The 14,450-nt window shown below is 64.8% G+C and carries 20 protein-coding genes; 10 read left to right on the top strand and 10 right to left on the bottom strand.

The window, feature by feature from the left end; translation table 11 throughout:
• Positions 1 to 156: 156 nt before the first annotated feature.
• On the top strand, positions 157 to 342 hold the full coding sequence (locus ABIB91_RS08375) for a hypothetical protein (RefSeq protein WP_354167442.1): 186 nt from the start codon (positions 157 to 159) through the stop codon (positions 340 to 342).
• Between the two features lie 13 nt (positions 343 to 355).
• On the opposite strand, the gene ABIB91_RS08370 is transcribed toward ABIB91_RS08375, so the two are convergent.
• From ABIB91_RS08370 to ABIB91_RS08355, 4 genes are all read right to left on the bottom strand, one after another.
• A complete protein-coding gene (locus tag ABIB91_RS08370; protein ID WP_354167445.1) occupies positions 356 to 607 on the bottom strand; it encodes a hypothetical protein in 252 nt (83 codons plus the stop codon).
• Positions 608 to 717: 110 nt separating this feature from the next.
• Complete coding sequence (locus ABIB91_RS08365; protein WP_007591729.1) at positions 718 to 1,107, bottom strand: hypothetical protein; 390 nt, start codon at positions 1,105 to 1,107, stop codon at positions 718 to 720.
• A gap of 92 nt (positions 1,108 to 1,199) precedes the next feature.
• Entirely contained in the window at positions 1,200 to 1,430 is a 231-nt protein-coding gene (locus tag ABIB91_RS08360) for a DUF6894 family protein (RefSeq protein ID WP_354167448.1), read from the bottom strand.
• A 373-nt stretch (positions 1,431 to 1,803) separates the two neighbouring features.
• A complete protein-coding gene (locus ABIB91_RS08355; protein WP_007591726.1) occupies positions 1,804 to 2,829 on the bottom strand; it encodes a hypothetical protein in 1,026 nt (341 codons plus the stop codon).
• Between the two features lie 355 nt (positions 2,830 to 3,184).
• Here ABIB91_RS08355 and ABIB91_RS08350 point away from each other — a divergent pair, with 355 nt between their 5' ends.
• Positions 3,185 to 3,802 (top strand): L,D-transpeptidase, encoded by a 618-nt coding sequence (locus ABIB91_RS08350; protein ID WP_198288227.1) that lies wholly within the window; start codon positions 3,185 to 3,187, stop codon positions 3,800 to 3,802.
• Positions 3,803 to 3,808: 6 nt separating this feature from the next.
• Here ABIB91_RS08350 and ABIB91_RS08345 read toward each other — a convergent pair whose 3' ends face one another.
• A complete protein-coding gene (locus tag ABIB91_RS08345) occupies positions 3,809 to 4,237 on the bottom strand; it encodes a COG4315 family predicted lipoprotein (RefSeq protein WP_354167453.1) in 429 nt (142 codons plus the stop codon).
• Positions 4,238 to 4,359: 122 nt separating this feature from the next.
• The gene (locus tag ABIB91_RS08340; RefSeq protein ID WP_354167456.1) at positions 4,360 to 4,824 is read right to left on the bottom strand and encodes a MarR family winged helix-turn-helix transcriptional regulator; all 465 of its coding nucleotides are present in this window, start codon (positions 4,822 to 4,824) and stop codon (positions 4,360 to 4,362) included.
• Between the two features lie 103 nt (positions 4,825 to 4,927).
• Here ABIB91_RS08340 and ABIB91_RS08335 point away from each other — a divergent pair, with 103 nt between their 5' ends.
• From ABIB91_RS08335 to ABIB91_RS08325, 3 genes are all read left to right on the top strand, one after another.
• Positions 4,928 to 6,850: an FAD-binding monooxygenase gene (locus tag ABIB91_RS08335; protein ID WP_354167459.1), complete on the top strand. Its 1,923-nt coding sequence runs from the start codon at positions 4,928 to 4,930 to the stop codon at positions 6,848 to 6,850.
• Between the two features lie 162 nt (positions 6,851 to 7,012).
• On the top strand, positions 7,013 to 8,023 hold the full coding sequence (locus ABIB91_RS08330) for an SH3 domain-containing protein (protein WP_354167462.1): 1,011 nt from the start codon (positions 7,013 to 7,015) through the stop codon (positions 8,021 to 8,023).
• A gap of 174 nt (positions 8,024 to 8,197) precedes the next feature.
• Entirely contained in the window at positions 8,198 to 8,476 is a 279-nt protein-coding gene (locus tag ABIB91_RS08325) for a hypothetical protein (protein WP_027517641.1), read from the top strand.
• A gap of 19 nt (positions 8,477 to 8,495) precedes the next feature.
• On the opposite strand, the gene ABIB91_RS08320 is transcribed toward ABIB91_RS08325, so the two are convergent.
• Positions 8,496 to 8,774, bottom strand: coding sequence for a DUF3551 domain-containing protein (locus ABIB91_RS08320; protein WP_354167466.1), 279 nt, complete (start codon positions 8,772 to 8,774; stop codon positions 8,496 to 8,498).
• Here ABIB91_RS08320 and ABIB91_RS08315 point away from each other — a divergent pair.
• Both ABIB91_RS08315 and ABIB91_RS08310 read left to right on the top strand, forming a co-directional pair.
• The gene (locus ABIB91_RS08315) at positions 8,761 to 9,093 is read left to right on the top strand and encodes a hypothetical protein (RefSeq protein WP_354253228.1); all 333 of its coding nucleotides are present in this window, start codon (positions 8,761 to 8,763) and stop codon (positions 9,091 to 9,093) included. The two genes, ABIB91_RS08320 and ABIB91_RS08315, sit on opposite strands and share 14 nt — an antisense overlap.
• 70 nt (positions 9,094 to 9,163) lie before the next feature.
• Entirely contained in the window at positions 9,164 to 9,478 is a 315-nt protein-coding gene (locus ABIB91_RS08310; RefSeq protein ID WP_354167469.1) for a hypothetical protein, read from the top strand.
• 67 nt (positions 9,479 to 9,545) lie between these two features.
• Here the strand turns inward: ABIB91_RS08310 and ABIB91_RS08305 are convergent, their stop codons facing one another.
• Entirely contained in the window at positions 9,546 to 9,890 is a 345-nt protein-coding gene (locus ABIB91_RS08305; protein WP_007591712.1) for a DMT family transporter, read from the bottom strand.
• A gap of 183 nt (positions 9,891 to 10,073) precedes the next feature.
• Positions 10,074 to 10,739, bottom strand: coding sequence for an O-methyltransferase (locus ABIB91_RS08300; RefSeq protein ID WP_354167472.1), 666 nt, complete (start codon positions 10,737 to 10,739; stop codon positions 10,074 to 10,076).
• 97 nt (positions 10,740 to 10,836) lie between these two features.
• On the opposite strand from ABIB91_RS08300, the gene ABIB91_RS08295 reads away from it, so the two are divergent.
• The 3 genes from ABIB91_RS08295 (at position 10,837) to pdxY (ending at position 13,077) form a co-directional block, all read left to right on the top strand.
• A complete protein-coding gene (locus tag ABIB91_RS08295) occupies positions 10,837 to 11,481 on the top strand; it encodes a TetR/AcrR family transcriptional regulator (protein ID WP_354167475.1) in 645 nt (214 codons plus the stop codon).
• Between the two features lie 92 nt (positions 11,482 to 11,573).
• Positions 11,574 to 12,215, top strand: a complete 642-nt coding sequence (locus ABIB91_RS08290) for an FMN-binding negative transcriptional regulator (RefSeq protein WP_354167478.1) — start codon at positions 11,574 to 11,576, stop codon at positions 12,213 to 12,215.
• 49 nt (positions 12,216 to 12,264) lie between these two features.
• Entirely contained in the window at positions 12,265 to 13,077 is an 813-nt protein-coding gene (gene pdxY / locus ABIB91_RS08285) for a pyridoxal kinase (protein ID WP_354167481.1), read from the top strand.
• Between the two features lie 10 nt (positions 13,078 to 13,087).
• Here pdxY and ABIB91_RS08280 read toward each other — a convergent pair whose 3' ends face one another.
• Positions 13,088 to 14,404, bottom strand: coding sequence for a hypothetical protein (locus ABIB91_RS08280; RefSeq protein ID WP_354167484.1), 1,317 nt, complete (start codon positions 14,402 to 14,404; stop codon positions 13,088 to 13,090).
• Positions 14,405 to 14,450 lie beyond the last annotated feature (46 nt).

Below are 14,450 nucleotides of genomic sequence, written 5' to 3'. Positions count from 1 at the left end.
TCAAATTTGGGGTGGGTGAAAAGGCGGTCCGCTGGGCATAGCGGGCCGCCTTTTGCGCGCCGACGGGAACGCTGCGGAACGAGGTCAGGGGCTCAATCGTTGTGAAAACCCGCGGCGGCGCGATGCACCGCGGTTTCGTCAAACGGGAGAACGCCCATGATGACCGAGGTCCAGGTCCACACCGTCGCGCGCCAGATGCTGGAACAGCATGGTTTTGCTGCGATCGCGAAGGCCGCCGAACAGGCCAGGGCTTGTGACGGCCGCGGCGAGGGCGATGAGGCCAAAGAGTGGCGTCACATCGCCGACGCGATGAAGATCATCCGCGGTCCGCACCAGAGCTGACACCCTCGCGCGTTCAACGCTCCCCACGGTCGGCGCCCTGCGGCGACGTGCGATGCTGCGTCTGCGGCTGTGAGCGCTCGCCCGTCTCCTTGCAGGGGAGCGGCTCCCACGAGCCGTCCGGCGCCTGCTGATAGGCGCTACACGATGAGGACGAGGTCGATTTGTCCTCGCCCTTCTGGGCGTCGGAACTCTTCGCCAGCACGGGCGCGGTCGTCACCGTTGCGAGGGCAAACGCGACGGTAAGGAGGACATGGTTGATCCGCATGGGGCTCCCCTGTTCGAATTCGAAGAGAGCCGCATGCTGGCGAGGATTGTGACGATTATTGGCCGAAGCAAAAGTTCCGGCACAGCGTGCTTAACGCCGCGCGATGAGCGCTAACCGCCCTTGCTGCGGATCAGGCCGGCGAGGTTGGTCTTCTGGGCCTCGCACCAGCTGGGCATGCCGAGGCGGCGTTGGTTGAGGTCGGTCGCCTGGGTGGCCACCGCGACCTCGGCCATCAGATCGTCGTCCTGCTTCTCGCCCAACTTGCCGCCGGTGTGCATCCAGGCGATCGCCTTGCGGACCTTCTCGGTGGTGCCTTCGGGCAGCTGCATCTGCTCCGCCTTCTGCACCAGATCCTGGTAGACGATATCGGTGCCCGGACATTCGACCTTGGCGGCGAAGGCCTGCAAGACCAAGGTGACATAGGTCGAACGTGGATGGTCGGCCGCCTGGGCCGGCGCCGCCAGCAGCAATAGCGCCGTCATTAGAAAACCAGTCCGCATCCTTGGTACCTCCCCGAATTTTCGGGAAGGCTAGCGGCTGCCGCGCCGCTCCGCAATGGGGATAGCGTGCGGCCGCGAAGACGGCCGGCGAGCTAGCGCCGCCAGGCCGGCACCGGATCGAGCGGCGTGCGGTAGACCTCGTTGTGATCGCGGTCGGTGACGCGCACAGCGCAACCCTTGCTTTGCAACTCGGGCTTCACCTGCGACAGCTCGGTGGCCAGTTGGACGGCGCGATCGGAGGCGACCTCGATGTCTTCGAGGATGATACCGCCCTGGTTCTTGAACTCTTCACCAACCACGAGATCGAAGGAATAGTAAGGCATCCGAATTCCCCGGTGTGACGAATTGAGCTTCGGCTTTCAACACATGACTGATGGTACCACTGAGTCGATGTTTATCGAATGAAAGGCGCGCGCAATCTCTGTGCTTATGGCGCAGAAATGATGTGCAGCATTCAAGCGTGTTAAGATTTTATTAAATATGTCGGCGTGATCATCAGGCATGGAATTGCAGCAGAACCGGGCTCCGGGAACCGGCAGCTGCAAGAGAAGGCCGCCGGCATAGATCCCGACGGCCTTTTCTCTTGATGGAAAACGATGGAAGCATCGCTTCCCCGTAGTCACCCGGATTCAACACGCCACATCGACTCGGACACCATCGCTGGCGCGACGCGTCGTGTCCTCGCGTGACGATGGTTCAGCGCAGCGGCATTGGCGGGCGTACGACAGGTCCATCGTCGTCGGCAACGGCTTGCGTCGTTGTCACAGGTGCAGCTGGCGGTGGGACCGCGGCAGCCTGCGACGGCGGCGGCGGAGCGAGCGGCGCGGGCGAATAAGCCGGCATGTAGGTGTGCGACACGACCGGCTTCGGTTTGCGAACCGGCGCCGTCGCAGGCCGCGGCGGCAGCACGGACATTTGCGCGCGCGGATCGACGCGCGGCTTCGCATCGGCCACCGGCTTCGGCGCGGGCGGCTTCGTCATCTCGCGTGCCATCTGCTCCTGCCCGGCCTTCAACTCGGCGATGTTGGCCTTGAGCTGCTCGATCTGTTGCGCCATCGCGGCGAGATCGCGCGTCATCGACTGCACCGATTGTGCAGGATCGGATTGTGTTGCCGTGGGCACCGCTGCTGCAACCTGGGTTGCGGGCGGAGCCGCAGATTGATCTGTCGGTTGATCCGTTGCGGCCTGATCCGTTGCGGCCTGGTCCGCAGGTGGCGCGGCCTGCGCGGCGGCGACCGGTGCCGTCTGCGAGGTCGAAGGCAGCAGCGACGCCAATACCGGCGTCCATTCGGCGAGCATCTGTCTTGCGGTGTCGCCGTGTTTCTCCCAAGCGATAGTGGCGGCCGCACTTCCGCCCGCAAACAGCATCGTGACGAACGCGCCGCGCAGCCATTTGCCAGCCGAGGAGCGCTTCTGCCGGCTGAGACCATCACCGGCCGCGACGCGCACGGCAGTGTCGACCGAGGGCGCTGCCGCCTGCGGCTCCGCGACGGGACTGAACTTCGGCTCCGGATTCATTCTGGACTTCAGCGTGAACGCCGGATCTATTTTGGGTTCCGGGCGGGCCGTGATCTCAGGCGCGAGCGCGGGCGCGACGCTGAGAGGGCGCGAGGCCAGCACAATGTCAGGCGAAATCTGCACCGCGTCGTGCGGGTCGTTGTTCGTGACCGTGTCCTTCACGATCTCATCGACGATTTGCCGAGAGTTCAGCGTCGCGAGCATCGCAGCTCCTTTGAAGCCCGGGTGGTTTGAAGCCCGGGCGTTGAGTAGTTGAAGTGTTGGCCGTCCGCATTCGCGCGAGCAGATCCGTTGAGGTGAGCCCGTCCAATTCCCCGAGGCCCAAGCCATGACGCACGAGTCCAGCCGGGTTTGACCAAAGCAAGGCGAGGGGATGGAGACTGTGCGACGCTCTTGCGCCCTTTGTGGTGATGGAACCCGCCTCAGAAAACACGCGTACGTGTTCCATAATGCCTTGTTTTCAGCACGATTTTGGCAGCATCTGGTGTTGCTGGGGGTGCTGCTATCGCTATCGGGGCCGGCGGTGCCAAGATCCTTATTCGTTCTATTCGTTGTTGCCATGCTTCCATTGGGCGGCTGCATGCAGACAACGCTTTCGCCATCGACAGATGCGAGCATGACGCCGCGCGACCGGCAGTTGCTGGCGCATACGCCTTACGCGCAAGCGAACGTGCCCGAGCAATATCTTCGTCATATCGTCGATTATCCGCGCAAGGAGCAGCCGGGCACGATCCTGGTCGATACCGATGCGCGCTATCTCTATTTCGTGCTGCCCGACGGCAAGGCGATCCGCTACGGCGTCGCGGTCGGCGAGGAAGCCATGGCGTTCTCCGGTGTCGCGCGGGTCGGCCGTCTAGCGGAATGGCCGGACTGGGTTCCAACGGCGGATATTCAGGCGCGGCTCGGACCCTATCCGGCGCGCGTGCCCGGTGGTCCCGCCAATCCGCTGGGTGCGCGCGGCATCTATCTCTATGCTGGCAACAAGGACACGCTCTACCGCATCCACGGCACCAACCAGCCGGAATATATCGGGCAGGCGATCTCGTCCGGATGCATCCGGATGCGCAACGAGGACGTGATCGATCTCTATGACCGGGTGAAGCTCAATTCAACGGTCGTGGTGCTGCCGCCCGGACAGAACGCGCAAGTCGAAGCGCAGCCCAGCTGGCGCGGGTAGGTCGCCCTAATTCTCGGGACGGGCAATGCGCCATTGCAGCGTCGTGGCATTGCCATTGGCCTCGCCCGGCGCCTTGTCGGCCGGCGAGGTGTAGAGCGGGCGATAGCGATATGCCCACATCTTGCTGCCGTCGTTACGGTTGATCACGGTGAAATCGCCGATCGCCTTGGCATCGGCCGTTGCGGACAGCGGCACCCAGCTCTCGACGCATTTGCCGTTGCAGTTCGACGTCTTGCCGGTGGTATCGCGCTCGTAATAGTAGAGCGTCATGCCGTTGAGGTCGACGAGCGTGGGGCCCTGCTTGGTCAGGATGACTTTCGCCGGTGAGGTCGCGGGCTTCGGCGGAGGAGGGGCATCGCCGCCGCCATGGCCGTTCGCGAGCGCAGGAGCGGTCGAGAGCGCGATCGCCGCCGCCGCAATGAGGAACCTGAACATCCGAAACTCCAGACCGGCAAAGTTAATCGCGCGTTAAACGCCGAATGCGGCGGACCGTAACAGGGGAAGGTTAGTTCCTGGTTTCGCGACACTGCGACAACGACCGGTAGAATTACGGGGGGTTAGGCCTGCACTTCGCGCAGCGGGGCGCGGCTGAGCTCGTTGCCGGCGGCGATGGCCTTGTGCAACAGCCGCATCAGATCCACACTTTCTTTCGCGCTGAGGCCGCGCAGCATGATGCGTTGCGCGGATTCGACGGCCGGCGTGATCTTGCGCAGCGTGCGGCGGCCTTCGTCGGTGATCTCGAGCTCGCGGGCACGACGGTCGCGGGGCGAGGCGCGGCGCTCCGCGAGCCCCTTCTGCACGAGGCGGTCGATCACGCCGGTGATGGTGGTGCGGTCGTAGGCGATCAATCCTGCGAGCGTCACCTGGTCGAGCCCCGGATTGGCCTTGATGGTCGCGAGTGCGGCGTATTGCACCGGCGTGAGGTCGAAGCCGGCATCCCCGACCTCGGCCAGAAACACCGCGACCGCGATCTGCTGGAACCGGCGCGCCAGATGCCCGGGCATGTCGTTGTTGTCTTTCACCGAATTTCTCCGTTGGGGCAGGACGGCCGGGATCGTTGACAAGTATACTGATAGTCAGCATACTGAGCAATATCCAAACAGAACGTTTCCGGGAGAGGTGCTCATGCAATTCCATCTCAATGGATTTCAGCCGGGCGACCCTGAAATCGCCGATCCCGCCACGCGCATTCAGGCTTCGGGCACAACGGGGGGCGTTCCTGACGAGGTCGATGTCCTCATCGTCGGCTGTGGCCCTGCGGGCCTGACGCTCGCTGCCCAGCTTGCGCAGTTTGCTGACATCAAGACCTGCATCGTCGAGCAGAAGCCGGATCGCTTGCTGGTCGGGCAGGCCGATGGCATCGCATGCCGCACCATGGAGATGTTCCACGCCTTCGGATTCAGCGAGCGCGTCCTGAAGGAAGCTTGTTGGGTGAACGAGACCACGTTCTGGAAGCCGGACGAGCGGATGCCGGAAAACATCGTCCGCAGCGGCCGGGTGCAGGACGTCGAGGACGGTTTGTCGGAATTCCCGCACGTCATCCTCAACCAGGCGCGCATCCATGACGGCTTTCTCGACGTCATGCGCAAGGCGCCGGCCAGGCTCGAGCCCCATTACAGCCGGCGCCTGCTCGACCTTCAGGTCGACCCGGCCGCGGGGCCGGCTGACCATGCCGTGACGGCGCGGCTCGAACGGGTCGATGCCGAGAACGAGGGCAAGATCGAGACGATCAAGGCGCGCTACGTCGTCGGCTGCGACGGCGCCCGCAGCATGGTGCGCAAATCGATCGGCCGCGAGTTGCTCGGCGATTCCGCCAATCATGCCTGGGGCGTGATGGACGTGCTGGCGGTGACCGATTTTCCCGACATCCGCTTCAAGGCCCTGATCCAGTCGGCGAAGGACGGCAGCCTTCTGATCATTCCGCGCGAGGGCGGTTACATGGTCCGCCTCTATGTCGAGCTCGCCAAGCTCGACGTCGGCGAGCGCGTCGCCAATCGCAACATCACCGCCGATGACGTGATCGCGAAGGCGCAGCGGATCCTGAAGCCGCATATGCTCGATGTGAAGGAGATCGCGTGGTGGTCGGTCTACGAGATCGGCCAGCGCCTGACCGACAAGTTCGACGACGTGCCGGAGACCGAGATCGCAACGCGTCTGCCGCGGATCTTCATCGCCGGAGATGCCTGCCACACCCACAGCCCGAAGGCGGGGCAGGGCATGAACGTCTCGATGCAGGACGCCTTCAATCTCGGCTGGAAGCTCGCTGCCGTTTTGCGGAAGCAGTCTGCGCCGAGCCTGCTGCATTCCTATTCGGCCGAGCGCCAGGCGGTTGCGAAAGAGCTGATCGATTTCGACCGCGAATGGGCGGGAATTCTCGCGTCCGCCGCCAAGGCCGGCGGCGCCGATGCCGCCAGGACGCAGGACTATTTCGTGAGGCACGGTCGCTACACCGCGGGCACGGCGACGCATTACCGCCCGTCGGTTCTGACCGGAGCGACGTCCCACCAGCATCTTGCGCAAGGCTTCGTCATCGGCACGCGCTTTCATTCCGCACCGGTGATCCGGCTTGCGGATGCCAAGCCGGTGCATCTCGGTCACGCCGCGCCGGCGGATGGCCGCTTCCGCATCTACGCTTTCTCCGGCGCTGAGGATCCGGCAGCAGCCGGCTCGGCCATTCGCGCCTTGTGCAGTTTTCTCTCCGACGCCCGGGAGTCGCCGGTCCGGCGTTACACGCCAGCGGCCGCCGACATCGACAGCGTGATCGACCTGCGGGCGGTCTTCCAGCAGGATCATCGCGAACTCGCCATGGAGGCGATGCCGGCGCTGCTGCTTCCGCGCAAGGGCCGGTACGGCCTGATCGACTACGAGAAGATGTTCTGTCCGGACCTCAAGAATGGTCAAGACGTTTTCACCATGCGCGGTATCGATCGCAAGGCCGGCTGCATGGTCGTGGTGCGGCCGGATCAGTATGTCGCGACCGTGCTGCCGCTCGATGATTTTGCTGCGCTTGCTGCGTACTTCGACGGTTTTATGCAGCAAGTGAACTGACGGGACGGCGGCGCACACTCTCTCTGCGCGCGGTCTCGATGAACAGCGAATGAATATTGAACCGCGCGCGGCATCCGTCTCGATCTTTCGGCGAATGAGACCTTCGTACGCGGAACGCCCGTTCCGCTGGCGCGTTCCGACTCGAAAGAGGAGGATTACGCCATGAAATTCCGAAGCGTGTTGTTAGCCGCATTGCTGCTCGCCCCGACGGCCGCGCTGGCCGCACCGGGCATGGTCACCGTCTCGACCGGCCTGCGCGCCGGGCCGGGTCCGGGCTTTCCGCTGGTCGACCGCATCCCCGAGGGCGCCCGCGTCGACATCCATGGTTGCCTGCGCGGCAATGCCTGGTGCGACGTGAGCTTCTCGGATGACCGCGGCTGGGTGTCGTCGCAATATCTCGAATATCTCTACCGCAATCATTACGTCTATCTCCCCGACTATGTCGACGAGGTCGATGTGCCGATCGTTCCGTTCGTGCTGACCTCGTACTGGTCGAGCTACTATCAGGGGCGGCCCTGGTATCGGCGGCATGCCCACTGGAATAGCTACTGGACTTCGCATCAGCGCGACGCGATGCGGATGACGATCGATCCGCGCGCGGCTCGCATCGGCCGCGCGGCAACGCGCGATGCGGCAGTCGCACTGGGGCGCAACGGCGCGAATGCCAAGCAAAGTGCAAGGGAAAATGCGAAGGAAAGCCTTAGAGGCGCGGCCGCGGTCTCGGGCCGTGATGCCCCGGCTTCACGGCACGACGCCGCGATCGCCAGGCGCGAGACTGCGGTGACGACGGACCGGGCCCGCGCGGGACGAAGCGACCGCATCGCGCATGAGCGGACCAATCTGCAGAGCCGCAATCCGCGCGATGCACAGGCCCGCGTCATGCACGAGCGGGCCGCGGGCCGCGCAGCGGTGCGTGCGCAACCGATGGCACGCGCACACGCGGCGCCGCGTGTCTCAGCCGCTCCCGCAAGCCGGCCTGCGATGCCGCATGTGGCCCAGCCCAATGTGAGCCACGGCTCGCCGATGAATGCTCATGCCCAGATGCCGGCGCCGCGCGCGGCTGCGCCTGCGATGCCTCATGGCGGTGGCGGCGGCGCTCCTCACATCAACGCCGCGCCGCATGGCGGCGGTGCGCCGGCCGGCGGTCCCGGTGGCGGGCACCAAAAGCACTAGAGTTGCCAACGAAAGCCCGGCCCTCGCGCCGGGCTTTCTGCTCGGGGCGGACCGGGTTCCGTGCGCGTACAATTTAAGAAGCTTCTTCGCGGGCAGATTTCATCGATCGTAATATGTCTACTCAAAGCTGTAAGCATTCCACTCGGGGCAGCGGGGCACGGGAGGATGACGACGATGAGACAGAACCAGGCGGAGACGCGCCGCCATAATGTCGCGAAGCGGTCGATGACCAAGGAAGCCAAGCAGCTGTCCGGCCTGATTGCCGGATTGCGCCAATCTCTCGAGGTGATTCACAAGGAGCGATCGAGCACAAAACTTTCCGGCGCCGAGATGGGCCTTCTCGACGAACGCCGCAACAATTTGCTGCTCACCATCGCAGCCCTCGATGACCGCCTCTCGGCGGTGCAGGGGCTGATCGATCTCGGCCGTCCCCATATCATTCGCGTCCACTGATCGGAGCGCAGACCTGATGCTATCGGCTTCGTCGCGGCGGCGACGGAACCGGGCTCAGCTGCCGGCTCGGCGTGGCATAAGGATTGGCGTAGCACTGGGCGGACTGCCCGGAGGCGGTCGCGGCGCACTGCGCGATTGTCGCAAAACTGCAATCGATGCTGCGGCCGTCGATCGTGTAGATCTCGATGCAGACGGGATGGCGCGGATCATAGGTCTGCGCGGCTGTCGGCGTCACGCCGAGCAAGCCCGCACTAGGCCAGCCCGCTACAAGCAGAATCGCATTCATGATGCGGCGCACGATCCATCTCCATCGTTCGGCCGGAACCAGGCACAATGCTGCCTTGGATGGCATCAAATTGCCACGCTCCCGGCGAATTGCCGCCAAAGCCCGCTGCCACGACGAGAGCGGGTGCAGGGGCAACGCAAGGGGATGCGCATTGGCCTACAAGATGGTCGCAGAACGCGACAACGAGAAGTGCAGTTTTGCCCGCGAGAGCCGTTTGCTCATCGTGGCGAAGGCGAAGGTTTGGGCAAGCGAGGGGTGGAAGGTCGTCATCACCGACCAGGACGGCAAGGCCTACGCGCCGCCCGAATTCGATCAGCTATTGGCGGCCTGACCGCAAGACGGGGCAGGGGACGACATTGATTTCGCACTTTCGACCGGGGCGCGACCTGATCACGCCCCTAGTGACTCTTGCAGCCGCGGCCGTCCTGACGACGACATTTTCCGCCTCGCAAAATCTCGATGCCGGCAAGTCGCCGCAAAAGCTCTTCGCCGATGGTTGCACGACCTGCCATCGCAGCCCACGCGGCCTTGCCAAAGGGCGCTTCAACCTGACGCTGTCCTGGTTCCTGAAGGACCATTACGCAACCAGTTCGGACACAGCCAAGGCGCTTGCCGCCTATCTGGAATCGGTCGATACGGCGTCCCCGCGAGCTGCGGCCAAGCCTGGCACAAAGCGATCCGGGCCGCGTGCTCCCAAGCCGTCGCAAACCCAATAGGCGTGAGTCGGCCGCTGGCAGGGCGTCGCGAAGCAAGGCCTGCCGGTGAACACCGTGCTTGCCGGCATCAATGCACCGTGCTCGCCGAGAACAGGTTGATGACCACGACTCCGGACACGATCAGCGCGATGCCGACGAAGGCCGCAGCGTCGAGCATCTGGCGAAACAGCACGAAGGAGACCGTTGCAGTGAGGATGATGCCGACCCCGCCCCAAATCGCATAGGCGATGCTCAGGGGGATGACCCGGATCGCGACCGACAGCGCGTAGAACGACGCGACATAGAACAGCACCATCGCCAGTGTCGGCCACAGCCGCGTGAACTGCACGGATTGCTGGAGGAAGGCGGACGCCGTGACCTCGAGGACGATAGCGAGGGCAAGTGCTGCGTAGGCATTGAAGGCGGAAGTCATCACGGGCTCGGGCGTGTTGTGCAAAGAAAGATACCGCGCGGTACGGGGAATATGACGTTTGCCCGGGTCCAGCTATCACGTGTCAGTGACGAGCCTGCGACACGGCCGAGCGCGGCACGACACCGCCGCGCGATGGTTTGCGCCGCGGCTCATTGGGTCGCGCCGGCTCGATGTGGCGGGGCGTCAGTTGATCCGCACCGAGAGTTCGACGTCCTCGGCAAAGGGCGTGGACATGTAGCCGCTTCCGGGCCTGCGCATGCGCGCCAGATAGTCGGGGCTGTCGTCGGCATTGTCGGCGACGATGATCGCGCCCGGCCGGAGATGGCCTTCGACCAGATCCAGGATATCGGGGTAGAGCGCCTTGGCGCCGTCGAGCAGCACGAGATCGATCGTATCAGGCAGATCGACTCGAAGCATCTTCAGCGCGTCGCCTTCGCGGATTTCGACGAGGTCCAGCAGCCCGCCGGCCGCGAGGTTCTCGCGCGCCCGGGCCGCCTTGGACGGTTCGAATTCGGTGGTGATGAGGCGGCCGCCGCCATTGTCGCGCAAACCCGCGGCAAGGTGCAGGGTCGAGGTGCCGAACGAGGTGCCGAACTCGACGATCGCTTTGGCGCGGGAGCTGCGTGCGAGCATGTAAAGCAGGTGACCGGTCTCGCGGGAGACCGCGAGCGGTGCGTCCTTCAGCCGCCCGTAGAGGTCGCGGTAAGCGGTCTTGCTCCGCATCATCCGTGCGCGGTCGGCGTCGGTCACATCGGCGAAGGCGGCTCGCATCGCGCCGCGCGCCGCTTCGTCCTGGTCGAAAAGACGATCGAGCAGTGGCGCAAGTGATGTGATGGTCGGGATGCTCATGCGTCGTCTCCAGATGTCGCCGCGAGGCGAGTGCTTGCGTAAGAGTTGAAATACGACTAATTCGTCGCATTCGCTATTCGCATTGCCCGAGGGCGCTATGGCCGATCGCCGAAGCCGTTCAGTTTCCTCACGAAAACAGCCGCAGCAGGCCCGCTCGAACGAGCTGGTGTCGGACATTCTGGAGGCGGCTGTTCAGGTCCTGGCGAAGGAGGGGGCGCAGCGCTTCACGACGGCGCGGGTGGCCGAGCGGGCCGGGGTGAGCGTCGGGTCGCTCTATCAATATTTTCCGAACAAGGCGGCGATCCTGTTCCGCCTCCAGAGCGACGAGTGGCGGCGCACGAGCGAGCTCCTGCGCGGCATCCTGGCCGACCGAGCGAAACCGCCACTGGTGCGGCTGCGCGCGCTGGTCCACGCCTTCATTCGTTCCGAGTGCGAGGAGGCTGCGATCCGCACGGCGCTCAGTGACGCCGCGCCGCTTTATCGCGATGCGCCCGAAGCACACGACGCGCGGGCCGCCGGTAAGGGCATCGTCGCGGCCTTCATGCGGGAGGCCCTGCCCGAGGCGCCGGATGCGACGCGGGAGCTTGCCGGCGAGCTGATCAAGACGACGCTGAGCGAGGTTGGCAAGCAGTTCTCGGAGACACCGCGCAACGAGGCGGAGATCGCGCGTCATGCGAACGCAATGGCCGACATGTTTTGTGCCTATATCGATGAGCTTGCGCGGCGGCGAAGTCATTCCTGACATCCGCGTTTGCGGGCCAATATCGTTTCCGACTTGACTGGATCATGAGTTAGCCTCGGTTTGTCCTCCAGCCAGTCATCGAGCGCCCCGCCATGCATGTCCTCCGCCCCCAATTCCGCATCGAGGAGCAGCAAGCGCTGGAATTCGCAAGCCAGCGCGGCTTCGGCATGATCGTCGCGGCGGATGAGCGCGGCCCGCGCGCCTCGCATGTGCCGTTCGTGCTGGAGCAGCGCGACGGGCGTGCGATCGTCCAGATCCATCTCACCGCCAGGAATCCGCTCGTCCCGCTCGCCGATGGCGCGCGGCGCTTTCTGCTGATCATTGCCGGCGACGACGCCTACATCTCCAACGACTGGTATTCTTCGCGCGACAACGTCTCGACCTGGCTTTACGAGGCCGTGCATTTGTCGGGCGTGGCGCATCTGCGCGGGCTCGACGTGAACCGCAGGCACGGCGATGCACTACTCGCGGTCTCGGAAGCGCGCTTGCCAAAAGCACCTTGGGACCTCGCACAGATGGAGCCAGACAAGCGCGAAACCATGTTGGCCGCCATTCGCGTCATCGATCTCGTGGTGGATACCGTCGAGGGGCAGGCCAAGCTCAACCAGCACAAAAGTGATGTGGATCATGTCGCGGTCGTGGACCGGCTGGCGCGGTCGGAGGAGAACGGGCATCGGCGGCTGGCGCGGAAGATGCAGGCTTTGCGGCCCGGGCTTGGGTATCACGGTTCGTGATCCGGGCTACTCTTGCGCCCTTCGGCATTTGACCCTACGGACCTCTTTCATGCTCGTCATCTCCATTCAAAGCCAGGTGGTCCACGGCCATGTCGGCAACAGCGCCGCCGCCTATGCCATGCAGGCGGAGGGCGTGAATGTCGCGGCGGTGCCGACAACGCTGCTGTCGAACCATCCGCGCTATCCGACCCTGCGCGGGCGGGTGCTGGAGACCGAGCTCGTTGCAGATCTGCTGAGAGGCGTCGAGGAGCGCGATCTTGTCGACGAGGCCGCGGTCCTCGTCACCGGCTATCTCGGTTCGCCCGGCAATGCCGCTGTCATTGCCGATTTCGTCGAGCGGGCGCTGACCCGCAATTCGAAGCTGGTCTATATCTGCGATCCCGTGATCGGCGATGACGGCCGGGTCTATGTCGCCGACGGCATCCTGGATGTGGTCCGGCACCGGCTGCTGCCGGCCGCCAATCTGACCACGCCGAACCAGTTCGAGCTCGGGCTGCTCGCAGGCCTCGACATCTCGGATGCGCAGGGTCTGCGCGCGGCGTGCGCGATGCTGGCCGGGACCGGCCGCATCGACGTGGTCGCCACCGGTTGCACGCTCACTGACACGGCGGAAGGGCAGGTGGAAACGATTCTGTCCGCCGACGGTCAGTTGTCGCGCTTTGCGACGTCGCGCCTGCCGATCCGCCCCTCAGGCACCGGCGATCTTCTCACCGGACTGATCGCGGCACATCTGGCCAAGGGCACAGCGACCGAGACGGCGGTGCGGCTCGCAGTCGAAACCGTCTTTGCAGTGCTGGTGCGGACGCAGGAGGCCGGCACCGCCGAGATGCGGCTCGTACCGCTGCCGCCGCCGGGACGGTAGACCGTCATACTCAGGTCGCGCGCTTCGCGGCCGATTGCGCTGATTTCTGCGGCTTCGCGGGGACCTTCTGCTCGCGCGTCGCCTGTGCCTTCGCCTTTGGCAACTTCGCGCTTGCCACGGCCCGCGCCTTACTCGGCTTGACGTTGGCTTCCTTGCGGTCCGACGTGCCTCGGCGCGAGACGTATTCCGTACCGTCGACCGGGCCGACATGCGGGGGATCGCGGCCGAGATAGGGTCGGCCGATGCCGAGCGCCTTGCCATTGGCATCGACCCACTTCCACAGCACCTCGGTCGAGACCCAGCGCTGCGCGCGGTTGTCGCCCTTGGTGCTGACGATGTCGGCCGCCATGCCGTGCCCGTAGCCGCCGCGCGTGCTGCCGCCGTGATAGGAACGGTCGGAGGCAGCCTTCAAGCCGCTCGCGATCGACTGGCGATAGTCATCGCGGAACGCGCTGGTGATGCCCGGCGAAAGCCCGGCAGCCTCAGCCGCGAGCAACGTGCGAAACAGCTTTTTCTTGAAACTCTTGTCCATGCCGCCGATGACGTAGTCCATCATCGACATGCCGGCGCGGTCGGCCGCCTTCGGATCCTTCCAGCCAAAGTCCTCGTCGACCAGTTTCGTGAAGCTGCGCATCACGGTCACCATCTTGCCCTTGCGCTTGACGGTGACGGCGCGGCGATCCTCGACCTTGATCGAGTCTTCCTTGGGCGTGCGCTGGTAGAGCGCCCAGAGATAGCGGTCGATGCAGGCTTCCATGACGTAGCATTCGTCGAGGACCGCGGTCGTGTCCGCAGACGGCGAGGTCTTGCTCGCCGCGGGCGCGGGGCCGGTCGCGATCGTCGCGGGCGACAGCGCCTCGGTCGTCACGATCTCGGTGGGATCGGCGGATGCGAGCTTTACCACGGGCTCCGGCGCCGGAGCCGGAGCCGGCGCAACCTCGCTGGCGATTGGTGTCGGATCAGGCGAAATCTGCGGCGCGAGTGGCGCTTCGGTCGGCAAGATCAGCACTGGGTCGGCCGAGGCGAGCTTGATGGCCGGAACTGGCGCCTCGGGCGCTGCCGCTTCAGCGGTGACTGCGCTTGGTGTCGCAGCGACCGCGGCGGCGATATCCGCGGTCAGGGCGACGCCGTCCTCGATGGCCGCAGCGTGCGGGATGTCGGCGAGGTCGAGCCGACCAAGATCTTTTGCGCGCGAGACGGCAGAAGCATTGGCGCCGCTGTTTTCGATCAGGGCAGGGGCGTAGGCGGACAAAGAGAGCGCCAGCCAGCCGGCGAGAACCGCCGAGGGGCAGGAGACCGCCACCAGAAGAGACCGCCGATCATTCATGATCCCTGCCTCCAAACGGTTCTATTGAACCTCGTCTTCTCCGAAC

This window comes from Bradyrhizobium sp. JR4.3 (assembly GCF_040547695.1).
GTDB lineage: Bacteria > Pseudomonadota > Alphaproteobacteria > Rhizobiales > Xanthobacteraceae > Bradyrhizobium > Bradyrhizobium canariense.
Note: the sequence above shows the minus strand (reverse complement) of the source record. Positions and strands in the feature narration are given on the sequence as shown.

Excerpts from the sequence above, each read along its gene's own strand:
- ABIB91_RS08345 (WP_354167453.1), bottom strand. The coding sequence starts at position 4,237 with ATGTTCAGGTTCCTCATTGCGGCGGCGGCGATCGCGCTCTCGACCGCT.
- ABIB91_RS08370 (WP_354167445.1), bottom strand. The coding sequence starts at position 607 with ATGCGGATCAACCATGTCCTCCTTACCGTCGCGTTTGCCCTCGCAACG.
- ABIB91_RS08360 (WP_354167448.1), bottom strand. The coding sequence starts at position 1,430 with ATGCCTTACTATTCCTTCGATCTCGTGGTTGGTGAAGAGTTCAAGAAC.
- ABIB91_RS08375 (WP_354167442.1), top strand. The coding sequence starts at position 157 with ATGATGACCGAGGTCCAGGTCCACACCGTCGCGCGCCAGATGCTGGAA.
- ABIB91_RS08280 (WP_354167484.1), bottom strand. The coding sequence starts at position 14,404 with ATGAATGATCGGCGGTCTCTTCTGGTGGCGGTCTCCTGCCCCTCGGCG.
- ABIB91_RS08350 (WP_198288227.1), top strand. The coding sequence starts at position 3,185 with ATGCTTCCATTGGGCGGCTGCATGCAGACAACGCTTTCGCCATCGACA.
- ABIB91_RS08365 (WP_007591729.1), bottom strand. The coding sequence starts at position 1,107 with ATGCGGACTGGTTTTCTAATGACGGCGCTATTGCTGCTGGCGGCGCCG.
- ABIB91_RS08305 (WP_007591712.1), bottom strand. The coding sequence starts at position 9,890 with ATGACTTCCGCCTTCAATGCCTACGCAGCACTTGCCCTCGCTATCGTC.
- pdxY (WP_354167481.1), top strand. The coding sequence starts at position 12,265 with ATGCTCGTCATCTCCATTCAAAGCCAGGTGGTCCACGGCCATGTCGGC.
- ABIB91_RS08295 (WP_354167475.1), top strand. The coding sequence starts at position 10,837 with ATGGCCGATCGCCGAAGCCGTTCAGTTTCCTCACGAAAACAGCCGCAG.
- ABIB91_RS08355 (WP_007591726.1), bottom strand. The coding sequence starts at position 2,829 with ATGCTCGCGACGCTGAACTCTCGGCAAATCGTCGATGAGATCGTGAAG.
- ABIB91_RS08325 (WP_027517641.1), top strand. The coding sequence starts at position 8,198 with ATGAGACAGAACCAGGCGGAGACGCGCCGCCATAATGTCGCGAAGCGG.
- ABIB91_RS08335 (WP_354167459.1), top strand. The coding sequence starts at position 4,928 with ATGCAATTCCATCTCAATGGATTTCAGCCGGGCGACCCTGAAATCGCC.
- ABIB91_RS08330 (WP_354167462.1), top strand. The coding sequence starts at position 7,013 with ATGAAATTCCGAAGCGTGTTGTTAGCCGCATTGCTGCTCGCCCCGACG.
- ABIB91_RS08300 (WP_354167472.1), bottom strand. The coding sequence starts at position 10,739 with ATGAGCATCCCGACCATCACATCACTTGCGCCACTGCTCGATCGTCTT.
- ABIB91_RS08290 (WP_354167478.1), top strand. The coding sequence starts at position 11,574 with ATGCATGTCCTCCGCCCCCAATTCCGCATCGAGGAGCAGCAAGCGCTG.
- ABIB91_RS08315 (WP_354253228.1), top strand. The coding sequence starts at position 8,761 with ATGATGCGGCGCACGATCCATCTCCATCGTTCGGCCGGAACCAGGCAC.